General features: G+C 56.0%; 19 protein-coding genes. 17 read left to right on the plus strand and 2 right to left on the minus strand.

Features of this window, described 5'->3' with window-relative positions; all coding sequences use genetic code 11:
- Window positions 1-114: 114 nt before the first annotated feature.
- Window positions 115-1,113, minus strand: a complete 999-nt coding sequence (locus Q0775_RS18895) for an NADPH:quinone oxidoreductase family protein (protein WP_298864837.1) — start codon at window positions 1,111-1,113, stop codon at window positions 115-117.
- 138 nt (window positions 1,114-1,251) lie between these two features.
- On the opposite strand from Q0775_RS18895, the gene Q0775_RS18900 reads away from it, so the two are divergent.
- From Q0775_RS18900 to Q0775_RS18980, 17 genes are all read left to right on the plus strand, one after another.
- Window positions 1,252-2,418 (plus strand): acyl-CoA dehydrogenase family protein, encoded by a 1,167-nt coding sequence (locus Q0775_RS18900; RefSeq protein WP_298864840.1) that lies wholly within the window; start codon window positions 1,252-1,254, stop codon window positions 2,416-2,418.
- Window positions 2,415-3,530: an acyl-CoA dehydrogenase gene (locus Q0775_RS18905; protein WP_298864842.1), complete on the plus strand. Its 1,116-nt coding sequence runs from the start codon at window positions 2,415-2,417 to the stop codon at window positions 3,528-3,530. Before Q0775_RS18900 ends, Q0775_RS18905 begins: the two co-directional genes overlap by 4 nt.
- A 2-nt stretch (window positions 3,531-3,532) precedes the next feature.
- On the plus strand, window positions 3,533-4,354 hold the full coding sequence (locus Q0775_RS18910; protein ID WP_298864847.1) for an SDR family oxidoreductase: 822 nt from the start codon (window positions 3,533-3,535) through the stop codon (window positions 4,352-4,354).
- Window positions 4,354-5,277, plus strand: coding sequence for an SDR family NAD(P)-dependent oxidoreductase (locus tag Q0775_RS18915; RefSeq protein ID WP_298864850.1), 924 nt, complete (start codon window positions 4,354-4,356; stop codon window positions 5,275-5,277). The genes Q0775_RS18910 and Q0775_RS18915 overlap by 1 nt, the downstream gene beginning before the upstream one ends.
- A gap of 15 nt (window positions 5,278-5,292) precedes the next feature.
- Window positions 5,293-6,489, plus strand: coding sequence for an acetyl-CoA C-acyltransferase (locus tag Q0775_RS18920; RefSeq protein ID WP_298864853.1), 1,197 nt, complete (start codon window positions 5,293-5,295; stop codon window positions 6,487-6,489).
- Window positions 6,490-6,561: 72 nt separating this feature from the next.
- A complete protein-coding gene (locus Q0775_RS18925; RefSeq protein ID WP_298864856.1) occupies window positions 6,562-7,554 on the plus strand; it encodes a nitronate monooxygenase family protein in 993 nt (330 codons plus the stop codon).
- A complete protein-coding gene (locus tag Q0775_RS18930) occupies window positions 7,508-8,206 on the plus strand; it encodes a histidine phosphatase family protein (RefSeq protein ID WP_366863719.1) in 699 nt (232 codons plus the stop codon). The genes Q0775_RS18925 and Q0775_RS18930 overlap by 47 nt, the downstream gene beginning before the upstream one ends.
- A gap of 10 nt (window positions 8,207-8,216) precedes the next feature.
- Window positions 8,217-9,245, plus strand: coding sequence for a phosphotransferase family protein (locus Q0775_RS18935; protein WP_298864859.1), 1,029 nt, complete (start codon window positions 8,217-8,219; stop codon window positions 9,243-9,245).
- Between the two features lie 3 nt (window positions 9,246-9,248).
- A complete protein-coding gene (locus tag Q0775_RS18940; protein ID WP_298864862.1) occupies window positions 9,249-10,037 on the plus strand; it encodes an IclR family transcriptional regulator in 789 nt (262 codons plus the stop codon).
- A 429-nt stretch (window positions 10,038-10,466) separates the two neighbouring features.
- The gene (locus Q0775_RS18945; protein WP_298864865.1) at window positions 10,467-11,711 is read left to right on the plus strand and encodes a branched-chain amino acid ABC transporter substrate-binding protein; all 1,245 of its coding nucleotides are present in this window, start codon (window positions 10,467-10,469) and stop codon (window positions 11,709-11,711) included.
- Between the two features lie 80 nt (window positions 11,712-11,791).
- Window positions 11,792-12,748 carry a branched-chain amino acid ABC transporter permease gene (locus tag Q0775_RS18950; protein ID WP_298864868.1) on the plus strand — a complete coding sequence of 319 codons (957 nt, stop codon included), beginning with the start codon at window positions 11,792-11,794 and terminating at the stop codon, window positions 12,746-12,748.
- The gene (locus Q0775_RS18955) at window positions 12,745-14,040 is read left to right on the plus strand and encodes a branched-chain amino acid ABC transporter permease (RefSeq protein ID WP_298864870.1); all 1,296 of its coding nucleotides are present in this window, start codon (window positions 12,745-12,747) and stop codon (window positions 14,038-14,040) included. Before Q0775_RS18950 ends, Q0775_RS18955 begins: the two co-directional genes overlap by 4 nt.
- A complete protein-coding gene (locus tag Q0775_RS18960) occupies window positions 14,037-14,798 on the plus strand; it encodes an ABC transporter ATP-binding protein (protein ID WP_298864873.1) in 762 nt (253 codons plus the stop codon). The genes Q0775_RS18955 and Q0775_RS18960 overlap by 4 nt, the downstream gene beginning before the upstream one ends.
- Before the next feature lie 14 nt (window positions 14,799-14,812).
- Complete coding sequence (locus Q0775_RS18965) at window positions 14,813-15,496, plus strand: ABC transporter ATP-binding protein (RefSeq protein ID WP_366863720.1); 684 nt, start codon at window positions 14,813-14,815, stop codon at window positions 15,494-15,496.
- Complete coding sequence (locus Q0775_RS18970) at window positions 15,496-16,701, plus strand: serine hydrolase domain-containing protein (RefSeq protein WP_298864879.1); 1,206 nt, start codon at window positions 15,496-15,498, stop codon at window positions 16,699-16,701. The genes Q0775_RS18965 and Q0775_RS18970 overlap by 1 nt, the downstream gene beginning before the upstream one ends.
- Entirely contained in the window at window positions 16,698-18,650 is a 1,953-nt protein-coding gene (locus Q0775_RS18975) for an acetoacetate--CoA ligase (RefSeq protein ID WP_298864881.1), read from the plus strand. Before Q0775_RS18970 ends, Q0775_RS18975 begins: the two co-directional genes overlap by 4 nt.
- Window positions 18,651-18,662: 12 nt before the next feature.
- A complete protein-coding gene (locus Q0775_RS18980; protein WP_298864883.1) occupies window positions 18,663-19,529 on the plus strand; it encodes an acyl-CoA thioesterase II in 867 nt (288 codons plus the stop codon).
- A 79-nt stretch (window positions 19,530-19,608) separates the two neighbouring features.
- Here the strand turns inward: Q0775_RS18980 and Q0775_RS18985 are convergent, their stop codons facing one another.
- On the minus strand, window positions 19,609-19,980 hold the full coding sequence (locus tag Q0775_RS18985) for a VOC family protein (protein WP_298864886.1): 372 nt from the start codon (window positions 19,978-19,980) through the stop codon (window positions 19,609-19,611).
- Between the last annotated feature and the right edge of the window lie 6 nt (window positions 19,981-19,986).

Genomic DNA, 19,986 nt, shown 5'->3' on the forward strand with positions numbered 1-19,986 from the left:
CGACAACGGCTCCATCAGCCGCGTGGTGATCGGGCCGGAGGGGATGATACTGCGCGGGTTCAATGACGTGGCGCACCTGTGAGGCGCGCCACGGTTTTTTTGGGGTGAGGAGGGTCACTCCACGTCCAGTACAACTTTGCCCTGCACCTTGCGGTCCATCATCAGGTTGAGCGCGTCTGCTGCTTTTTCCAGTGGAAAGCGTGCGGAAATGCGCGGCTTGATCTGGCCATCTTTGTACATGCGGAACAGGTCGGCCATGTTCTCGGCGTGCAGGTCAGGTTCGCGTAGTGTGTGCGCACCCCAGAAGACACCGACGATCTGGCAGCCTTTGAGCAGCGTCAGGTTGAGCGGAATTTTCGGGATACCAGCAGGAAAGCCCACAACAAGGAAGCGGCCCTTCCACGCAAGCGCACGCACCGCTGGTTCCGCATAAGCACCGCCCACAGCGTCATAGACGACATCGACACCGTCACCACCTGCGAGTTTCTTGATCTCGGCAGAGAACGCTTTCTGTGCATCACGGTCGTCCATGTCACGGGTATAAATGATCGTCTCGTCTGCGCCGAGGTCGCGGCAGAACTGCGCCTTTTCCTCTGAGGAGACAGCGGCGATCACACGCGCACCCGCAGCTTTCCCAAGCTCGATTGCAGCGGCACCAACACCGCCCGCAGCACCAAGGATAAGCAGCGATTCGCCTGCCTTGATCTCGGCGCGGTTTTTGAGCGCGTGATGCGATGTGCCATAGGTCAGCACCAAACATGACGCTTCGTCATAAGGCATCGCATCGGGGATTTTCATGACCCGTTCGGCGTCCATCACGATATGCGTGGCAAAGCCGCCAAAGCCAGACATGCCCAGCACGCGGTCGCCTACTTTGAAGTTTGTCACAGCCTCACCCACGGCCTCGATCTCGCCTGCGACTTCACCACCGGGCGCGAAAGGGCGCGGGGGCTTCATCTGGTACATATCCTTGATAATCAGGGTGTCGGGGAAGTTCAGACCCGCCGCATGAACGCGGATGCGCACCTGCTTTTTGGACGGCTCGGGCGCTTCCATTTCAGTGAGTTTCAGCGTTTCCGGTCCACCGGGCTCATGGCTCAACATTGCTTTCATCGGGGCGTCTCCTTGAGGTGATTTGGCTCTTAAAGGGCCAGTGCAACTCTTACTTGTCAATCGAATTTCGACATGCAATTCTGCTCTGCGGAATGGTGGCCCGCAAGAGGCCGCATCCGCTCAACGGGAGGAATAGCGATGTCTGACACGCAATCGACAAACGAATTTCGCAGCGAATTGCGCAACTGGCTGGAGGCGAATTGTCCCGCCGAGATGCGCGGTGGCGGTGCCACAGAAGATGGCATTTGCTGGGGCGGCAAGAACTGGGTTTTCACCAGTAACGCGCAAAAGCAATGGTTGGAGCGTTGTGCGGCCAAAGGCTATACCGTGCCCACATGGCCTTTTGAATATGGTGGCGCTGGCCTGACCCGCGATCAGGAAAAGATATTCCATGAAGAGACGAACCGCATTGATGCGCGCAGCCCGCTGCAAAGCTTTGGCATCTGGATGCTTGGACCTGCGTTGCTGCATTTTGGCTCTCACGAGCAAAAACTGCACTACCTTCCCCCGATTGCGCGGGGCGAAGTGCGCTGGTGTCAGGGGTATTCAGAGCCGGGTGCGGGATCTGATTTGGCCAATGTACAAACGCATGGTGAGGATAAGGGCGATCACTGGCTGGTAAACGGTCAGAAGATCTGGACCTCTTATGCGGACAAGGCCGATCAGATTTTCGCGCTGGTGCGAACCGACCGTGAAGCAAAAAAGCATTTGGGCATTTCCTTCCTCCTCATTGATATGGAAGACGAAGGTGTCGAGACGCGGCCCATTAAGATGATTTCAGGCATTTCCCCCTTCTGCGAAACGTTCTTTACCGATGTCAAAGTACCAAAAGACCGTATCGTCGGGACCGAGAACCGTGGTTGGGATGTTGCGAAATATCTGCTGACACATGAGCGTGAGATGATCTCCGGCTCCGGTGCGTTGGAAGCGGGGGGCCGTGCATTGGGTGCGGTGCTGACCGATACGCTTGACCATCTGGATGCGACATTGAAAGCGGATGCCATGCGCTGTGAGATTGACGCGCTGGCAATGGGGCTGACGCTTGAGCGGTACAAAGATCAAGCCGAAGCGGGGCAGGGGGCGGGGGATGCCTCTGCGATGCTCAAATATATGGGGACCGAGCTGAATAAACAGCGCCATGAGCTGATGATGACGGCGGGCGGTTCCGCGGCACTTGAATGGGATGGTGAAGTGGGCAACCGTGCGGGCGACTGGCTGCGCACCAAGGCCAACAGCATTGAGGGCGGTACATCCGAAGTGATGCTCTCTATTGTGTCGCGCCGCGTATTGGGGTTGCCAGCATGAACAAACTTGTGATGACCGAAGAGGAAACCATGCTCGCCGATATGGCGCGCGGATTTCTGGATGGTGCGGCCCCTGTAAATGCGTTTCGCAAAATGCGCGATGAAGGCCAGACGCATGATGCAAAGCTCTGGAAAGAGATGGCGGAGATGGGCTGGGCCGGTGTGCTGGTGCCCGAGGGCGCGGGCGGCTCTGACATGGGGTTCGCCGCGGCGAATGTGATCGCACGGGAGATGGGCAAGACGCTGGTCGTGTCGCCCTTCCTGAGCACTGCCGTGATGGCCGCAACTGCATTGCGGCAGGTGAGTGATACGCGTGCGATGGAAGCGCTGGCCAAGATCGCCAGCGGGGACGTGACCTACGCGCTGGCGGTAGATGAGGGGATCAAACATGATCCTGATGCGACCACGCTGGAGGCCAAGGCGGACGGGAACGGGTTTCGCCTGACGGGCAAGAAGACGTTTGTTGTTGATGGGGCCATGGCGGATCGTTTGCTGGTTCTGGCGAAGACGGCCGATGGCTTGACCCTGTTTGATATTCCTGCGGATCGTGCTGGAATCACGCGCCACAAGTCGAACATGATTGACGCACGTGATGCGGCCAAGATTGATTTCGAGAATGTCGAGGCCACGGGCGACGATGTTCTGGGTCAGGTGGACAGCGCCATGACCGTGCTGCGTCCTGCGCTGCAAGCGGGACAAGCGGCACTGGCGGCTGAAATGGCCGGTCTGTCGGCGGGTGCGTTTGATATGACTGTCGGCTATCTGAAAGAGCGTAAACAGTTCGGCATCGAGATTGGCCGCTTCCAAGCGTTGCAACACCGTGCCGCCCATCTGTGGTGCGAGACGGAACTGACAGCGAGCGCGATCCTCAATGCAGGACGTATGATGGACAGCGATCCAAAGAATGCAGAGCTGGCCGTCTCATTGGCTAAGGCCAAAGCAACTTCGACGGCGACATTGGCCGTGCAAGAAGGTGTGCAGATGCACGGCGGGATCGGGATGACCGACGCCTATGATATGGGCTTTTACATGAAACGTGCGCGGGTTAGCGCCGAATGGCTGGGTGATTATAGCTACCACGCTGAAAAAGTTGCCGCCATGAGAGGGTTTTAAGCATGGATATTCAAACGCTGTTTGGTCTGGACGGTAAGGTCGCACTGGTTACTGGCGGTGCAACAGGCATTGGCCGTATGGCGGCAGAGGCGCTGATGCGGGCGGGGGCGACTGTGCTCATCGCTTCGCGTAAGGGTGACGCCTGTGAAGCGGTGGCGAAGGAGCTGAATGCGCTTGGTGCTTCGGGCAAAGTGATTGGCTTTGCGGGCGATGTGGGCACCGAGGAAGGTGTCGATGCGTTGGTCGCTGCCGTAAAATCCCACACTGACAAACTCGATATCCTGATGAACAACGCGGGCATCACATGGGGCGCGCCGATGGGCGAATTCCCGTTCAAAGCGTGGTCCAAAGTGATGGACGTCAACGTGGCAGGCATGTTCGATCTGACGCAAAAGCTGCTCCCGATGTTGAGCGCAAGCGGCACGGTTGACGACCCTGCGCGGGTGATTAATGTAGGTTCTGTTATGGGCGAGCGGGAGATGGGCGATGGGGCCTATTCCTACTCCATGTCCAAGGCCGCTGTGCATCACATGACGAAAATTTTGGGCAAGGAACTGGCGGGTCATGCGATCACTGTGAACGCTCTGGCCCCGGGGCCGTTTGTGAGCCGCATGACCGCCTTTGCCACCCATGACACTGACATGCGCGAGAAGGTTGGCAAAGATGTGCCGTTGAAACGTGTTGGCCGCGACGAAGATATCGGCGGCTGTATGCTGTTCCTCTGTGGTCGTGGTGGTGCTTATGTGACGGGCGCGATCATCCCTGTGTCGGGTGGCATCAATGTGATGTCTGGCCCCAACATCTTTGAACAGGCGCTGCACTGATGGAGATCCGTTTTGATAACCGCGTGGCGATTGTCACGGGTGCGGGGGTTGGCCTTGGCCGTTCTCACGCTTTGGGCTTAGCGGCACGGGGTGCCAAGGTTGTTGTGAACGATCTGGGTGTGTCGCGGGACGGTACGGGTTCGTCGTCTCAGGCGGCGCTGAGTGTGGTTGAAGAAATCAAGGCTATGGGCGGTGACGCTATGGCCCATGGTGCCGATGTTTCGGACGAGGATGCGGTCAAGGACATGATCGCCCAAGCAATGGACGCATGGGGGCGCATCGATATTTGTGTCAACAACGCTGGCATCCTTATGGACAAGACATTTGCCAAAATGGATATGGCGGCCTTTCGCAAAGTCGTTGATGTGCATTTGATCGGCACAGCTAATGTGGCCCATGCCTGTTGGCCCATTATGCGCGAGCAGAAATATGGGCGCATTGTCCTCACCACTTCCGCCTCGGGTATGTATGGCAACTTTGGACAGTCCAATTACGGCGCGGCGAAGGCTGCGATGCTGGGCCTGATGAACGTGCTGCACATGGAAGGGGCGCGCGATAATATCCGCGTTAATACACTGGCCCCGACTGCGGCGACGCGCATGACGGCGGACCTGCTTCCGGCGGAGGCGCAGGAATTGCTTGCCCCTGAAACCATCACCCCTGGCTTGCTGTATCTGGTGAGTGAGGATGCACCGTCTCAGGTAATTCTCGGCGCAGGTGCAGGCAGCTTTGCCGAGACGCGGATATACGAGACGCAAGGCATTACACTGATGGGCGATGACAACACGCCCGAAACCGTGGCCGCACGTTTTGCGGAAATCCGCGACGAGACCGATCAACAACAACTGGGCGATGCGTTCGGCCAGACCAAGAAATACGCCCTCAATGCAGCAAAGGCCAAAGGCCTGAAGCTCGACTGGTAAACTAGGAGAAGAACTATGCGTGACGCAGTAATCGTATCCACGGCCCGTACCCCGATTGGCAAAGCCTATCGTGGTGCGTTCAACAACACGACACCTCAGGCGCTTGCGGCGCACGCGATCGAGAACGCAGTGAAGCGCGCGGGCGTTGATCCAGCGAGCATTCAGGATTGTATCATGGGTGCGGCATTGCAACAGGGCCATTCTGGCGGCAACATCGCGCGTCAGGCGGCGATCCGTGCGGGTCTGCCCGTGACAGTTGCGGGCATGTCGCTCGACCGTCAGTGTGCCTCTGGCATGATGGCGATTGCCACAGCGGCCAAGCAGGTCATCACCGACGGGATGGATGTTGTCATCGGTGGCGGTGTCGAGAGTATCTCTATGGTGCAAACCCCAGAAATGCGCGTGAAGGCCGATGGCTGGCTCAAAGAGAACAAGCCAGAGATTTACATGTCGATGCTGGAGACAGCCGAGACAGTCGCCGCACGCTATAATGTCAGCCGCGAGCGTCAGGATGAATATGCTGCACGCAGCCAGCACAATACCCACATGGGTCAGGAAGCGGGCAAGTTCGACGACGAGATCGTGCCGATGACCACCATAATGATGGTGCAGAACAAAGAGACCAAAGAGATCACCGAGCATGAGGTGACCCTGAGCAAGGACGAGGGCAACCGCCCTGGTACCTCTGCCGAAATGCTGTCTGGCCTGAGCCCAGTGTTCAAGGATGGCATGACGATTAAAGAAGGCAAATACATCACAGCAGGCAACGCGTCCCAGCTCTCTGATGGTGCTTCTGCGACTGTAATCATGGAAGCCAAGAAGGCTGAGCAAATGGGCCTCGCACCGCTGGGTCGCTACATGGGTGTAATGGCTGCTGGCTGTGAGCCGGACGAGATGGGCATTGGCCCGATCTATGCCGTGCCACCGCTGCTCAAGGCGCATGGTCTCAAGATCGAAGACATCGGTTTGTGGGAACTCAACGAGGCGTTCGCCGTGCAGGTAATTCAGTCGCGTGACGTTCTCGGCATTCCTGACGAATTGCTCAATGTGAACGGTGGTGCCATTTCTATCGGTCACCCCTACGGCATGTCGGGTGCGCGTATGGTCGGTCACGCGTTGATTGAGGGCAAGCGTCGCGGTGCGAAGTACGTTGTCTGCACCATGTGTGTGGGCGGTGGCATGGGCGCTGCGGGTCTGTTCGAGGTTCTGTAAACCTTGCAACTTGCGAAAAAGCGGGGCGGTTTCAGCCGCCCCCTCACTGTTAACATGACACTTGGAGGCTCTATGGCCCGTTCCGACTCTCATCTGCCAAAGGCACTGCAAGGTCTGCGCATCCCGCTGATCGCATCGCCGTTGTTCATCATCTCGGTGCCAAAGCTGGTGATCGCGCAATGTAAGGCTGGGATCGTCGGATCGTTTCCCGCGCTCAATGCGCGTGAGGCAGAGGGCGAGCCGCCGTTGCTGGATGCTTGGCTAACGGAGATCAAGGAAGAGCTGGACCGCTATAACCAAGCGAACCCTGACACGCCAGCAGCGCCTTATGCGATCAACCAAATTGTTCACCGCTCTAATTCGCGTCTTGAGCGTGATCTGGAAATCGCGGCCAAACACGAGGTTCCGATCTGGATCACTTCGCTGGGTGCGCGTGTCGAAGTGAACGAGGCCGCGCACAGTTGCGGTGGCATCGTACTGCACGACATCATCAACAACAAATTCGCCAAGAAGGCCGTTGAAAAAGGTGCTGACGGCTTGGTCGCTGTGGCGGCTGGGGCGGGTGGCCATGCGGGGCAGCAGTCGCCCTTTGCTTTGGTCAATGAAATTCGTGAGTGGTATGACGGGCCTATTGCTCTGTCTGGCTCGATTGCCACAGGGCAATCCCTATTGGCAGCCCGCGCCATGGGGGCTGACCTCGGCTATACAGGCTCGCCGTTCATCGCGACGGATGAGGCGAATGCCGACCAAGGCTACAAAGATATGATCGTCGACTCTGGTGCGGATGACATTGTCTATTCCTCGCTCTTCACAGGCGTTTGGGGCAACTATCTCAAAGGGTCGGTCCAGAATGCAGGCATGGACCCGGATAACCTGCCCACGGCGGATGCGTCTTCGATGAATTTTGGCACGGATCGTGAAAAACCCAAAGCATGGAAAACCATTTGGGGGTCTGGTCAGGGGATCGGTGCGATCAAATCCGTTGGCCCTGCTGCTGCAATTGTGGACCGCATGGCGGATGAGTATTTCGCAGCGGGCAAAAAGCTGGCGGCGGAATTTTCGTAACTTGGCGGAATTGCTTGTCATACGTCACGGTCAGGCGTCCTTCGGGGCGGTAGATTATGACGTGCTGTCCGACCTTGGTCGCGCCCAAGCGCGCGCTGCGGGTGCGTGGCTGCGCGGTATGGGCTGGACCCCTGACCGCGTAGTGACGGGCACGCTCAACCGGCAGATTGATACCGCGACCGAGATGGGGTTTGTGCCTGAACGTGAGGAACATGCAGGCCTAAACGAATATGATTTCGGTGATCTGCTCGACGCGCGGTTCAAGGGTGACATCCCCGACATCGTTAAAGGCGACCGCAAAGTGCATTTCCGCACGCTAAGGGAAACCGTGTTCGCATGGCAAAAGGACGAGATTGAAAACCCGTCCGAGACATGGGGGCAGTTCGTGGATCGCGTAGAAGCAGCGCGTGCCTTTGCTGTGGATACCGATGCCAAACGCGTGCTGGTGATCAGCTCGGGTGGCGTGATTGGGCAGATGACGGCCGCCTCGCTTCACGCCCCTGCCCAGCACATGATGAACCTTAATCTCCAGATTAAAAATGCGGCCATGACGCGGTTTATGTTTTCGGGTAGCCTGTTCTCACTCAATGAGTTCAACGCCACACCGCACTACGCCACGCCTGATGGCGCGGCTTTGATGAGTTACAGCTAGGGAAACCGATATGACGGATACACAGACCCTCGATGAAGCGGCGGTACAGGCCTATCTCAGCAAACACCTCGACGGCTTCAAAGGCCCGATGGAGGTCACCAAGTTTCAAGGTGGGCAATCCAACCCGACCTTCATGCTCAAAACACCAAGCCATTCTTATGTGTTGCGCCGCAAGCCGCCAGGCGTTTTGTTAAAGTCCGCCCATGCGGTGGACCGCGAATTCCGCGTGCAAAAAGCACTCGAAGGCAGTGACGTGCCAGTTTCCAAAATGCACCTGCTTTGCGAGGACGACAGCGTCATCGGCTCGATGTTCTATATTATGGACCACGTGCAGGGTCGAAATTTTAATGATCCATCAATGCCTGACCTCACGAACGCAGACCGCGGTGCAGTAATTACAGAGATGAACCGCGTTTTAGCCGCGTTGCACAGTGTGGATATCGACGCCGTTGGCCTGAGTGACTACGGCCCTGCGGGCAACTACTTCGAGCGTCAGATTGGTCGCTGGTCCAAGCAGTATCGCGCATCCGAGACGGATAAAATTCCAGCAATGGACGAGTTGATGGACGCATTGGCAGGCAACCAGCCCGCTGATGATGGTCAGCGCACATTAGTCCATGGCGATTACCGTATCGACAACATGATCTTTGACGCCACCAGCACGGATTGTCGCGCTGTTCTGGATTGGGAGTTGTCGACAATTGGTCACCCTTTTGCCGATCTGGCCGCTGTGATTATGCAATGGCAGCTGCCTGCAGGCAGTGAAGGGCGCGGGATGGGCGGCCTTGACCGCGCATCGCTTGGCCTGCCGTCGAATGAAGAATTCATCGCAGAGTATTGCGCGCGGCGTGGCCTCAACGGAATTGACAACTTCGGGTATTACATCGGCTTTACTTTCTTCCGCATGGCAGCAATCGTTCAAGGTGTTCTGAAGCGTGCGCTGGATGGCAATGCATCAAATCCCGAACGGGCAATGAAAGTGGGCGCTTTTGTTCCTGTCTTTGCGCAGCACGGGCTTGATGCCCTCAAGCGGGGCTAAGCCATGCAATTCGATCCCGATCTGGAAAGCAAAGACCGAAATTTTGTCACCGCCCTTGCGCGGGGCCTTGAGATTTTACGCTGTTTCCGGCGGGGTGATCTGACCCTGACCAACAGTGACTTTTCCGAACGCACAGGCCTACCGAAGGCGACGATTTCGCGGCTCACCCATACCCTGTGCGAATTGGATTATCTGGTCGCCGATAGCCGTGTTGGCACCTATCGGCTGAGCGCAGGCGTACTGCGTCTAGGGTTTAGCCGCCTTGCTGCAATGGATATGCGGGACCGCGCCAAGCATGAGATGCACGCCCTGCGCATGGACGGGCCAAACCCGTTTGTAACCGTGGCACTGGGCGAGCAGCACCGGACCGAGGTGATCTATCTTGCGACTGAATGTTCAACCGAAGAAGTCACCCTGTTGATGCGCGTGGGTTCGCGCCTGCCGCTGTTTCATTCAGCGATGGGAAAGGCGATCCTTGCCGTGACACCCGAGGAACGATGCGAACAGATTTTCGGTTTTGCCCGTATGGAAGGGGCCGAGGTCGAAGAGGACGCGCGTGCGCAATATAGGGACGCTGTCGCTGAATATACCGCCAAGGGGTATTGCAGCGGCTATGGCAACTGGCGCTCCGACGTGAATGGGATTGCGGTACCTGTTCACTCGCTCAGTGACGGGCGTGTTTATGGGCTCAATGTCGGTGGGCCATCCTACCGCGTGAAGCCTAAGCAGCTTGAAACTGTCTATGCAGAACGCTTGCTCAAAGTTGCGGAAGCGATCAGTATTAACGAGTAAGACGCGCCAAAGCGGAATCGTCCAAAGACGCGTGGAAGGTAACGGACCGTTGTTCCGCATAGCGGAATGGTACTGCAAATGCATTTTATGATTTTGCCGTGCTTTCGCAGTCGTTGACGCAAATTTTTCCGCCGCGTACCACTTGAATATCTTGCACTAAACAGCGCCAGATAATTGCCGTTTTATGCGAACCTCTCTCAATGCATTAGATTTTTATATATGTATAGCAATATGTTGAGAGATATCCGTCAACAGCGTGTAATTCTTCCAGTTCGCCAAGGCATAGAATTCCCTCACGTCACCTCTCAAAAAACCGTCTCTTCGCCTAATGTGAATGCTTGACTTACTGTCGAGGTATGTAAGTCTCTTGAAATAGCCCAATAGATAAAGATCGCAAAACAGCGACGGGCTGTCCTTGGGAGGAACAAAATGAAGAATATCACAAAACTCGGTGCGGTCTCCGCACTCTCACTCATCATCGGTGCAAGCGCTGCATTTGCCGAGAACATCAAGATCGCGTTTATCGATCCGCTGTCCGGCCCCTTTGCAAGCACCGGCACAAACGGTCTGCACCAGTTTGAATTTGCTGCGGACTATATGGTTAACCAAAACGGTGGCGTCCTGGGTGGCACCAACTTCGAAGTGCTCGGCTTTGACAACAAGATTAGCCCGAAAGAATCGCTGATCCAGCTTCAGGTCGCAATCGACCAAGGCGTCCGTTTCATCGTGCAGGGTAACTCCTCTGGTGTTGCAAACGCGCTGACCGAAGCAGTGGACAAGCATAACCGCCGTAACCCGGACAGCCGTGTACTGTTTTTGAACTATGCTGCGGTTGATCCAGCGCTTACAAATGACAAGTGTAACTTCTGGCACTTCCGTTTCGACGCACACGCTGACATGAAAATGGACGCTGTAACGGATAGCATTGCCGAAGATACAAGCATCAAGAATGTTTACCTTATCGGTCAGGACTACTCCTTTGGTAAGGCTGTTGCGGCCGCTGCGAACAAGTATATCGGCGAGAAGCGGCCCGACATCACAATCGTTGGTGACGAGTTGCACCCAATTGGCAAGGTGAAGGACTTTACTCCTTACTCACGCAAGATCGTCAACGCCGAAACAGATGCTGTTATCACAGGTAACTGGGGCGCGGATATGCTCGGCCTTGGTAAGTCCATCATCGAGAACGGCTATACTGGTCCGATCTACACCTACTATGCTGCCGGTTCCGGTATCACAGCGGCGTTCGGCGATTCCGGTAAAGGCATCGTGCGTTTGGTTGGCGAAGGTCAGGTTAACCCACCGCCAAGCGATGAAGCAGCGGCCTACTACACAGCGTTCAAGGCGAAATACCCTGATGGCAACGTAGACCAGACGCGTATCTCCAACACCATCGGTATGTTGGCCCAAGCGATCGAAGCAGCAGGCACAGCAGATGATGTGGTTGCAGTCGCAAATGCACTTGAGGGTATGGAATATGATACCATCTGGGGTGGCAAAGTAATGATGCGCCCGAATGACCACCAGGCCATTCAGGATTTGCACATCTTTGAGCACACCAATGAAGGCATCGATTTCCCGTATGACAACTCTGAGTATGGTGTACGTGTCATCAAGACAATCGAGATGGCCAGTGCAGATATCGAAACCACTTGTGAGATGAAGCGCCCGTAACCGAGCGCTAATCCTGCCCGCCTCTTTGCTTGAGGGGCGGGCAATTTTATCCTTCACATCATACTCTACCGGAGGGGCCAATGGACCTCATTCTCGTCAATCTGATCGACGGGCTGGTGACTGGACTGCTACTGTTTATGCTGTCCGCCGGCTTGACCCTTATTTTCTCGATGATGGGTGTACTTAATTTTGCCCATGCCAGCTTTTATATGCTGGGCGCGTATTTCGCCTATTCCATCAGTCTCGCACTGGGTTTCTGGATGGGGCTGCTGATTGCACCGCTAATTGTCGGTGTCGCAGGTGCCATGGTAGAGCGATACGGCCTTCGCCGCGTACACCAATACGGCCACGTGCCTGAGCTTATCTTCACCTTCGGCCTCGCTCTGCTCATCGAAGAGCTGGTGCAATTCATCTGGGGCAAGAACCAGATGCCTTACGATGTCCCTGACATTCTGAATTTCACAGCCTTTGCCATTTCTGGCAATTCGATCCCTGCGTATAAGATTTTCATGATCTTCATCTCGGTCGCGATCTTCATTGGGCTCCTCTACGTCCTTACTAAGACACGTGTAGGCATGATCATTCAGGCCGCGCTCAGCTATCCGCGTACGGTGGAGGCCTTGGGCCACAACGTACCACTCATCTTCATGGGTGTGTTCGGAGTGGGCACAGCACTCGCTGGTGTCGCGGGTGTTATTGCAGGACCAGTGCTTGGCACCTTCCCTGGCATGGCGTTTGTGCTTGGCTCGATTGTGTTTGTGACCATCGTGATTGGCGGACTTGGTTCGCTCTGGGGTGCGCTTGTTGCCTCGCTCCTCATCGGGTGGATCACGACATTCGCCAAATCGTATAACATCGAAATGGAAAACGTTCTCAACGCGATCGGCATTGCGACGCCTGAAAACATGGACGAAAATATGTTCCGTGACTTCTGGAGCCTGACCTCACCGCAGATTGCCGACATTCTCCCCTATATCCTGATGGTGCTGATCCTCATCTTCCGCCCCGCAGGTCTTTTCGGAAAGCGCACACAATGAACGAGCAGCTTAAAACCGACCCGACAAAGCCTGCGCAGCGTATGCGTGCAGGCGGGATGACGATCACCCTGCTACCGTGGATTATCGCAATCATAGCGATGCTGCTCTTGCCAAAAATCTTCACCAACAACTCCGCGCTGACGATCATGAACCAGATGTCGATCACGATCATCTTTGCGCTCGCTTATAACATGCTGCTGGGGCAGGGGGGCATGCTGTCCTTTGGCCATGCGGTTTATGCGGGTGTTGGCGGGTTCTTCTGTATGCACATTATGAACATGTCAGACTTCTTCGCCGCGATGCCACTGCCGATCCTGCCGCTGTTTGGTGGATTGTTCGGCATGGGTTTGGCGCTAATTGTCGGTGCCTTCTCGACCCGTTCGGCGGGGACAGTCTTTGCCATGATCTCGCTTGGTGTTGGTGAATTGATCGCGGCCAGTTCCGTAATCGTCGTTGCCTTCTTTGGTGGCGAGGAAGGGATCAGCGGCGACCGCACCTACGCACAGCCTTTCTTTGGCGTTGAATTCTTGCAGCAGGAAGAAGTCTACTACCTCACCGCCGCATGGGTCATCATTTCCGCCGCACTTATGTATGCATGGAGCCGCACACCTGTCGGTCGCATGGCAAATGCGGTGCGCGATAACCCAGAGCGCGCCGAATTCCTTGGCTACTCCGCGCGCTGGGTGCGCTACTACAGCTTTGTCGCATCGGGCTTTTTCGCAGGCGTCTCCGGGGGTCTTTTCGCTATCAACTACGAGATTTTGACCGAGGAAAATCTCAACGCCTACTCCTCCGGTATCATCTTGCTTGTAACCTTTCTTGGTGGTGTTGGCTTCTTCTTCGGCCCGATCATCGGTGCGATTGTATTCACATTGGTACAAACTGTGCTGAGCCTTCAGACAGAGCTCTGGGCTTTCTACGCAGGCTCACTTTTTGTCGCCACGGTTATGTTCTTCCCAGGTGGCCTGGCAGGTCTGATCATGATGCACGTTCCGGCCATAAAACTTGGTAAATGGAGGCTACTGATTGTCCCCTATTTCAAAACGCTACTTCCTGCCGCTATTGGTATCCTTGGGCTTTGCGCTTTGATCGAGATGATCTTCCACTACCGTCACGGTGCCACAGGCGACAACGAAATGACCCTGTTCTGGACCACCTTTGACAGCCATACCATCATGCCGTGGATCATCGCGGGGGCCATCGCGGCCATCGGGATTGGGATCGCAAAAATGACGGCCCCTGACCTCAAAGACGCATGGAACGAAGCCAACACAATGGGAGGCCAATCATGAGCACACCAGCACTTGAACTCTCGGGCCTAAAAAAGAGCTTTGGCAAAGCCGAGATCATTCGCGGCATTGATCTGAGCATTGGCAAGGCCGAGCGTCATGCCATCATCGGGCCGAACGGCGCGGGGAAATCCACGCTGTTCAACTTGATTACAGCACGGTTTGCGCCCACTGCAGGCACGGTAAAACTCCACGGCGAGAACCTTGCAGGGCTTGAGCCGTTCCAGATCAACCGCAAAGGTCTCAGCCGCTCGTTCCAGATCACCAACATTTTTCCAAAGATGAGCGTGTTTGAAAACATCCGCTGTGCGCTGCTGTGGTCTAACGGCTATAAATACAGCTTTTGGAATATCGTAAACCGCCAGCGCCAATTGTCCGAGCAGGCTGACGCGATCCTCGACCAGATCAACTTGCTGGGCCGTCGTGATCTGCCTGCAGGTACGCTCAGCTACGCTGAGCAACGCGCACTTGAGATCGGTATCACCATCGCGGGTGGTGCGGATGTCATCATGCTTGATGAGCCGACGGCGGGGATGAGCCATTCTGAAACCGACTATATCACCGACCTGATCATGAAAGTGACCGAAGGCAAAACTCTCATCATGGTTGAACATGATATGGGCGTTGTGTTTGGCCTCGCTGACCGCATTTCGGTGCTGGTCTACGGTGAAATCATCGCCACGGGCAAACCCGAAGACGTGCGCGGTGATGCGAAAGTACAAGAAGCCTACTTGGGTGCTGCATTGGAGGAAGAACATTGATCGAAGTCACCGACATGCACGCCTATTACGGCAAATCCCACATTCTTCAGGGCGTCACCCTGAACGTGCAAGAGGGTGAGATTGTCGCCCTTCTGGGCCGTAATGGCGTAGGCCGCTCAACTACTTGTAAAGCGATCATGGGCGAAGTTGAGCCGCAAGGCTCGGTCAAGTTTCGTGGTAAAGAAATCGCAGGTAAGAAAGCCTATGAGATCGCCAACATGGGCCTCGGCTATGTGCCGGAGAACCGCGATATCTTTCCTGGTCTGACCACGCGCCAGAACCTGACGCTGGGCCTCAAGCCTGGCCAAAAGGATGGTGCGGGCCGTTGGTCCATGCAGATGATGTTCGAGATGTTTGAAAACCTTGATCGTCGTGCCGATGTCGAGGCATCGGTACTATCGGGTGGTGAGCAGCAGATGCTCACCATGTGCCGCACACTCATGGGCGATCCTGATTTCGTGATGATCGACGAGCCAACTGAGGGCCTATCCCCACAGATGGTTCAAAAGGTTGCAGAAGTCCTGAAAGCCATCGCGGAGAAGGGTATCTCCACTTTATTGGTTGAGCAAAAGCTAAGCATCGCGATGGATATTGCCGACCGCGTCTACGTTATGGGTCACGGTCAGGTCGTCTTCGAAGGCACGCCAGCCGAGCTTAAGTCGCGCGAGGATGTGCGCAAGGAGTGGTTGGAGGTCTAATGACCACATTTGATCCTGCCCGCTTGAACCGCATCGGCGACTGGATGCAGACCTACATCGACGCCCGCCGCTTTGCGGGGGCGTCGGTCCTTGTCGCACAGGGCGGTAAAGAGGTTTACTATCACGACTGCGGGATGCGCGATGTGGCGGCAAAACAGCCGTGGCAGCGCGATACCGTCGCTCGTATTTATTCGATGACAAAACCCGTAACGTCGATCGCGATCATGATGCTCGCGGAACGTGGAATATTTCACCTTGATGCGCCGCTTTCTGATTTCATCCCGGCGTTTAGCGATATGCAGTGTCTGGTCAAAGGCGCCACCGGCATCGACCAAACCGAACCCTGTGCCACGCCCACGCTGCACCATCTGCTTACGCATACTTCTGGTCTCAGCTACGGCTTCAACCCCAGTGTTCTAGGCGCTGAGATGGTCGAGCAGCATATCGAGTTTCGCGGTGACAAACTCACCATGGCGCAGATGGCGGATAAAGTTGCGGCGCTCCCGTTGGCCTTCGCGCCCGGAACACGTTGGGAATACTCTGTCGCCACTGACGTACTTGGCCGCGTGATCGAAGTTGTCACAGGTAAGACGCTGGAGCAGTTCTTCATCAACGAGATTTTTGACCCTCTCGGGATGAACGAGACGCGCTTTGTTGTGCCCGAAAATGCCAAAGACCGCTTTGCTGCATGCTACACGCCGCTGGCAGGAAATGCATTCTCCGTTGGCAAAGTCGACAAAGGGACAGACACACTGCGCCAACTGGACGGCGCGGATAAATCACCGTTCCTCAACCCACAAATACAATCAGGCGGCGGCGGCCTCGTCGGCACAATTGATGACTACCTCAAGTTTACCGAGATGATGCGCACAGGTGGCGGTGGTCTCATCGGCCCCAAGACGCTCGATTTCATGATGCGTAATCATCTGGGTGGTGACATTGCCTCTATGGGTCCGCGCAGCTTTGCCGAGCAACCGATGGAGGGGATGGGCTTTGGCCTCGGCGGTGCTGTCCTCCTTGATCCGGGCCGCGCCCGCGCACCGGGCAGCGTGGGTGATTTCAGTTGGGGCGGTATGGCGTCGACAGCGTTCTGGATTGATCCTGTCTTTGACCTTTCGGTCATCTTCTTCACTCAACTCATTCCAAGCAGCGCCTATCCCGCACGTCCGCAACTCCGCGCACTTGTGCATGGAGCACTGACATGAACCCCGTCCTCTGGACCCCCACACCAGAGCGGGCGAATGCCTCCACTATGGCAGCCTTCGAGCGGTTCGTGAGCGAAAAGAACGGCCTCACCTTCGCCAACTACAATGAGATGTGGGAGTGGAGCGTTACCGACCTTGATGCCTTCTGGGCCGCGATCTGGGATTTTTTTGAGATCCGCGCCAGCGTGCCATACGAGAAAATTCTTGGCTCCCGCACCATGCCCGGCGCACAGTGGTGTACCGGCGCAATGCTGAACTACGCTGATAATGTTTTGTGCCATGCGGAGGGCCGCGAAGACCATCCCGCCATCATCAGTATGTCCGAGACTTTGGGGCGTAAGGAACTGACGTGGGGCGAGTTACGGTCCCAAGTGGCTTCCGTTGCCCATCACCTCAAAAACATGGGCGTCACACAAGGTGACCGCGTCGTTGCTGTTTTGCCCAACACCGAAGCAGCGCTCATCGCCTTCCTTGCCACCGTCAGTATAGGCGCTGCTTGGTCGCTCTGCGCGCCTGATATGGGCCACGTTGCCATTCTCGACAGGTTCAAGCAAATCGAGCCAAAAGTTTTCATTGCACAGGACGGCTATGTCCACATGGGCAAAACTGTGGACCGTCGCGAAGTACTTGCCCACATCACATCCGAACTGCCCAGCGTGAACCAGTTTGTAACACTCCCCATAGTCGGTGATCTCCCGAAGGGTCATGTGGCATGGGACAGCCTTCTGGATGAGGATGTGCCTTTCGAGGCCACGCAAGTGCCTTTCGATCAACCGCTCTGGATCGTCTATTCCTCTGGCACCACGGGTAACCCAAAACCGATCGTGCATGGCCACGGCGGCGTAATTCTTGAGGCTGCAAAACAGTCTCTACACCACGACCTGACGCATAGTGATCGCTTCTGTTGGCTCACCTCATCTGGTTGGATCATGTGGAACGCACAATGGATGGCATTGGGTCAGGGGGCGACTGTCTGCCTTTACGACGGCGCACCAAACCACCCTGATATGCTCGCACTTTGGCGCTTTGCAGGGGATGAAAAGCTCACTTACCTTGGCGCAGGTGCTGCCTTCTTCGCAGGATGCCTCAAGGCAGGCGTTAACCCGCGAAATGAAGTTGACCTGACACACCTCCGCTCCTTGGGCTCAACCGGATCACCACTCAGCGCCGATGCCTATGACTGGATCTACCGCGATGTAAAAGAAGACGTCTGGCTCGCCCCGATCTCCGGCGGAACCGATCTCGCTGGCGCATTCGTCCTCGGTCATCCCGCCATGCCCGTACGTGCAGGTGAGATGCAATGCCGCGCTTTAGGTAACGCAGTACGCGCCTTTGACCCGCTCGGTAATGAACTCATTGGCGAAGTGGGGGAATTGGTCTGCACCGAGCCGCTTCCCTCCATGCCGCTGTTCTTCTGGGGCGACGAGGACGGCAGCCGCCTGCATGAGAGCTATTACGACACTTACCCGGGTATCTGGCGGCACGGCGACTGGATCAGCATCGACGAAAATGGCGCGAGTGTGATCTACGGACGCTCTGATGCCACCATAAACCGCAAAGGCCTGCGGCTCGGCTCTGCTGAAATATACCAAGCGGTCGAAGGTCTGGATGATGTTCTTGACAGTCTTGTTGTCGATCTAGAGTTTCTGGGCCGCGATAGTTTTATGCCCCTCTTCGTTGTTCCTGCACAGGGCGTTCCATTCGACGACGCACTGAAAGACAAAATAAACAATGCAATTCGCAAGGGAGTCTCGGCCCGCTTTATCCCGAACGAAATCGTTGAAGTGGCCGAAGTGCCGCGTACCTTATCTGGTAAAAAGCTTGAGGTTCCTGTGAAAAAGCTGTTGTTGGGAGGGGACCCCGCGACTGTGGTAAACCGTGACAGCATGGCAAACCCCGACAGCTTTGATTTCTTTATTGCCTATGCAAATGCACGGGCCAGCACCTGAAGGCCCCATTCTATGAGCACTGTTGCCGACCAACTCCTCGAACTTCTCGACATCGAACAGCTGGAAGTTGATCTGTTTCGCGGCATGGGAAACGGCGGCGAAACGACCACCCGCATCTTCGGTGGTCATGTCATCGCCCAAGCGCTGATGGCCGCCTACCGGACAGTGCCCGACCGGCTGTGCCACAGCTTGCACGCCTACTTCATCCGCCCGGGTGATCCAAAAATCCCGGTAATTTACCAAGTGGACCGCGCCCGCGATGGCGGCAGCTTTACCACCCGCCGCGTCGTGGCAATCCAACATGGCAAGCAAATCTTCAATCTATCCGCATCCTTCCACATCGACGAAGAAGGTTGGAACTATCAGCACAAGATGCCCGATGTGGGCGCACCCGAGGACTGGCCCAACCGCGACGAGTTGCGCGAGGCACATGTCGATAAAATTCCCGAAAAATTTCACGCCGACTTCCTGCGCGAACGCCCGATTGAGCTGCGCGAAGTTGCCCCGCGTGATTTCTTCACGCCCGAAAAAACCTCCGACGAAAACCACCTTTGGTTCCGCATGGAAGCAGCCAAAGGGCAGGGCCCACAAATGCAGCACTGCCTGCTCGCTTATGCTTCTGACATGAACTTGCTCGGTTCTTCCCTGCGCCCCCATGGCCTGACATGGTTCCAAGGGAATGTAATGAGCGCGAGCCTTGATCACGCCATGTGGTTCCACGGCCCGATCCAGTTCAACGATTGGCACCTCTACGATCTTGATGCCCCGTGGACGGGCAAAGCGCGCGGGTTTAACCGTGGCTCCATCTTCAGTGCTGATGGAACACTGGTCGCTTCGGTCGCCCAAGAAGGCCTCGTACGCCCTCTAAAGAAGAAGTGAGCTGCCCTTATAGGCACCTCACTTCTTCACTTTGCATTTAAATCACGCCACCAGACACCTTAAACGGGTGCGACGCCGTTCATCCAAACATATAGAAACATAGCTTGTTACCGTCGGGGTCGTGCACATAAGCGCCATAAAAACGGTCTGGCACACGCTGTCCCGGAGGGCCGTCACAAGTCGCACCCAACTCCAGGGCACGTGCATACATGGCATCCGCCTGCTGCTTTTCCTCAACTGGAAAAGCCAGCATCACGCCATTACCCGGGGTTGGATCGCCTTTGTCATAAGGCTCGCAAACGGCGAGCATCGGCTCCCCGCGCTTGGTCCCGACAAAAGCGATGCGCCCTGCATCAATTACAACTTTCGCACCCTTGTCCGCAAACAAATCACAATAAAACTTCTTGGCGCGCTCCATATCGCTCACGCCGATGGTGGTATAGCCGATCATAATTTC

This window comes from uncultured Sulfitobacter sp. (genome assembly GCF_947499945.1).
In the GTDB taxonomy this organism is placed as follows: domain Bacteria; phylum Pseudomonadota; class Alphaproteobacteria; order Rhodobacterales; family Rhodobacteraceae; genus Sulfitobacter.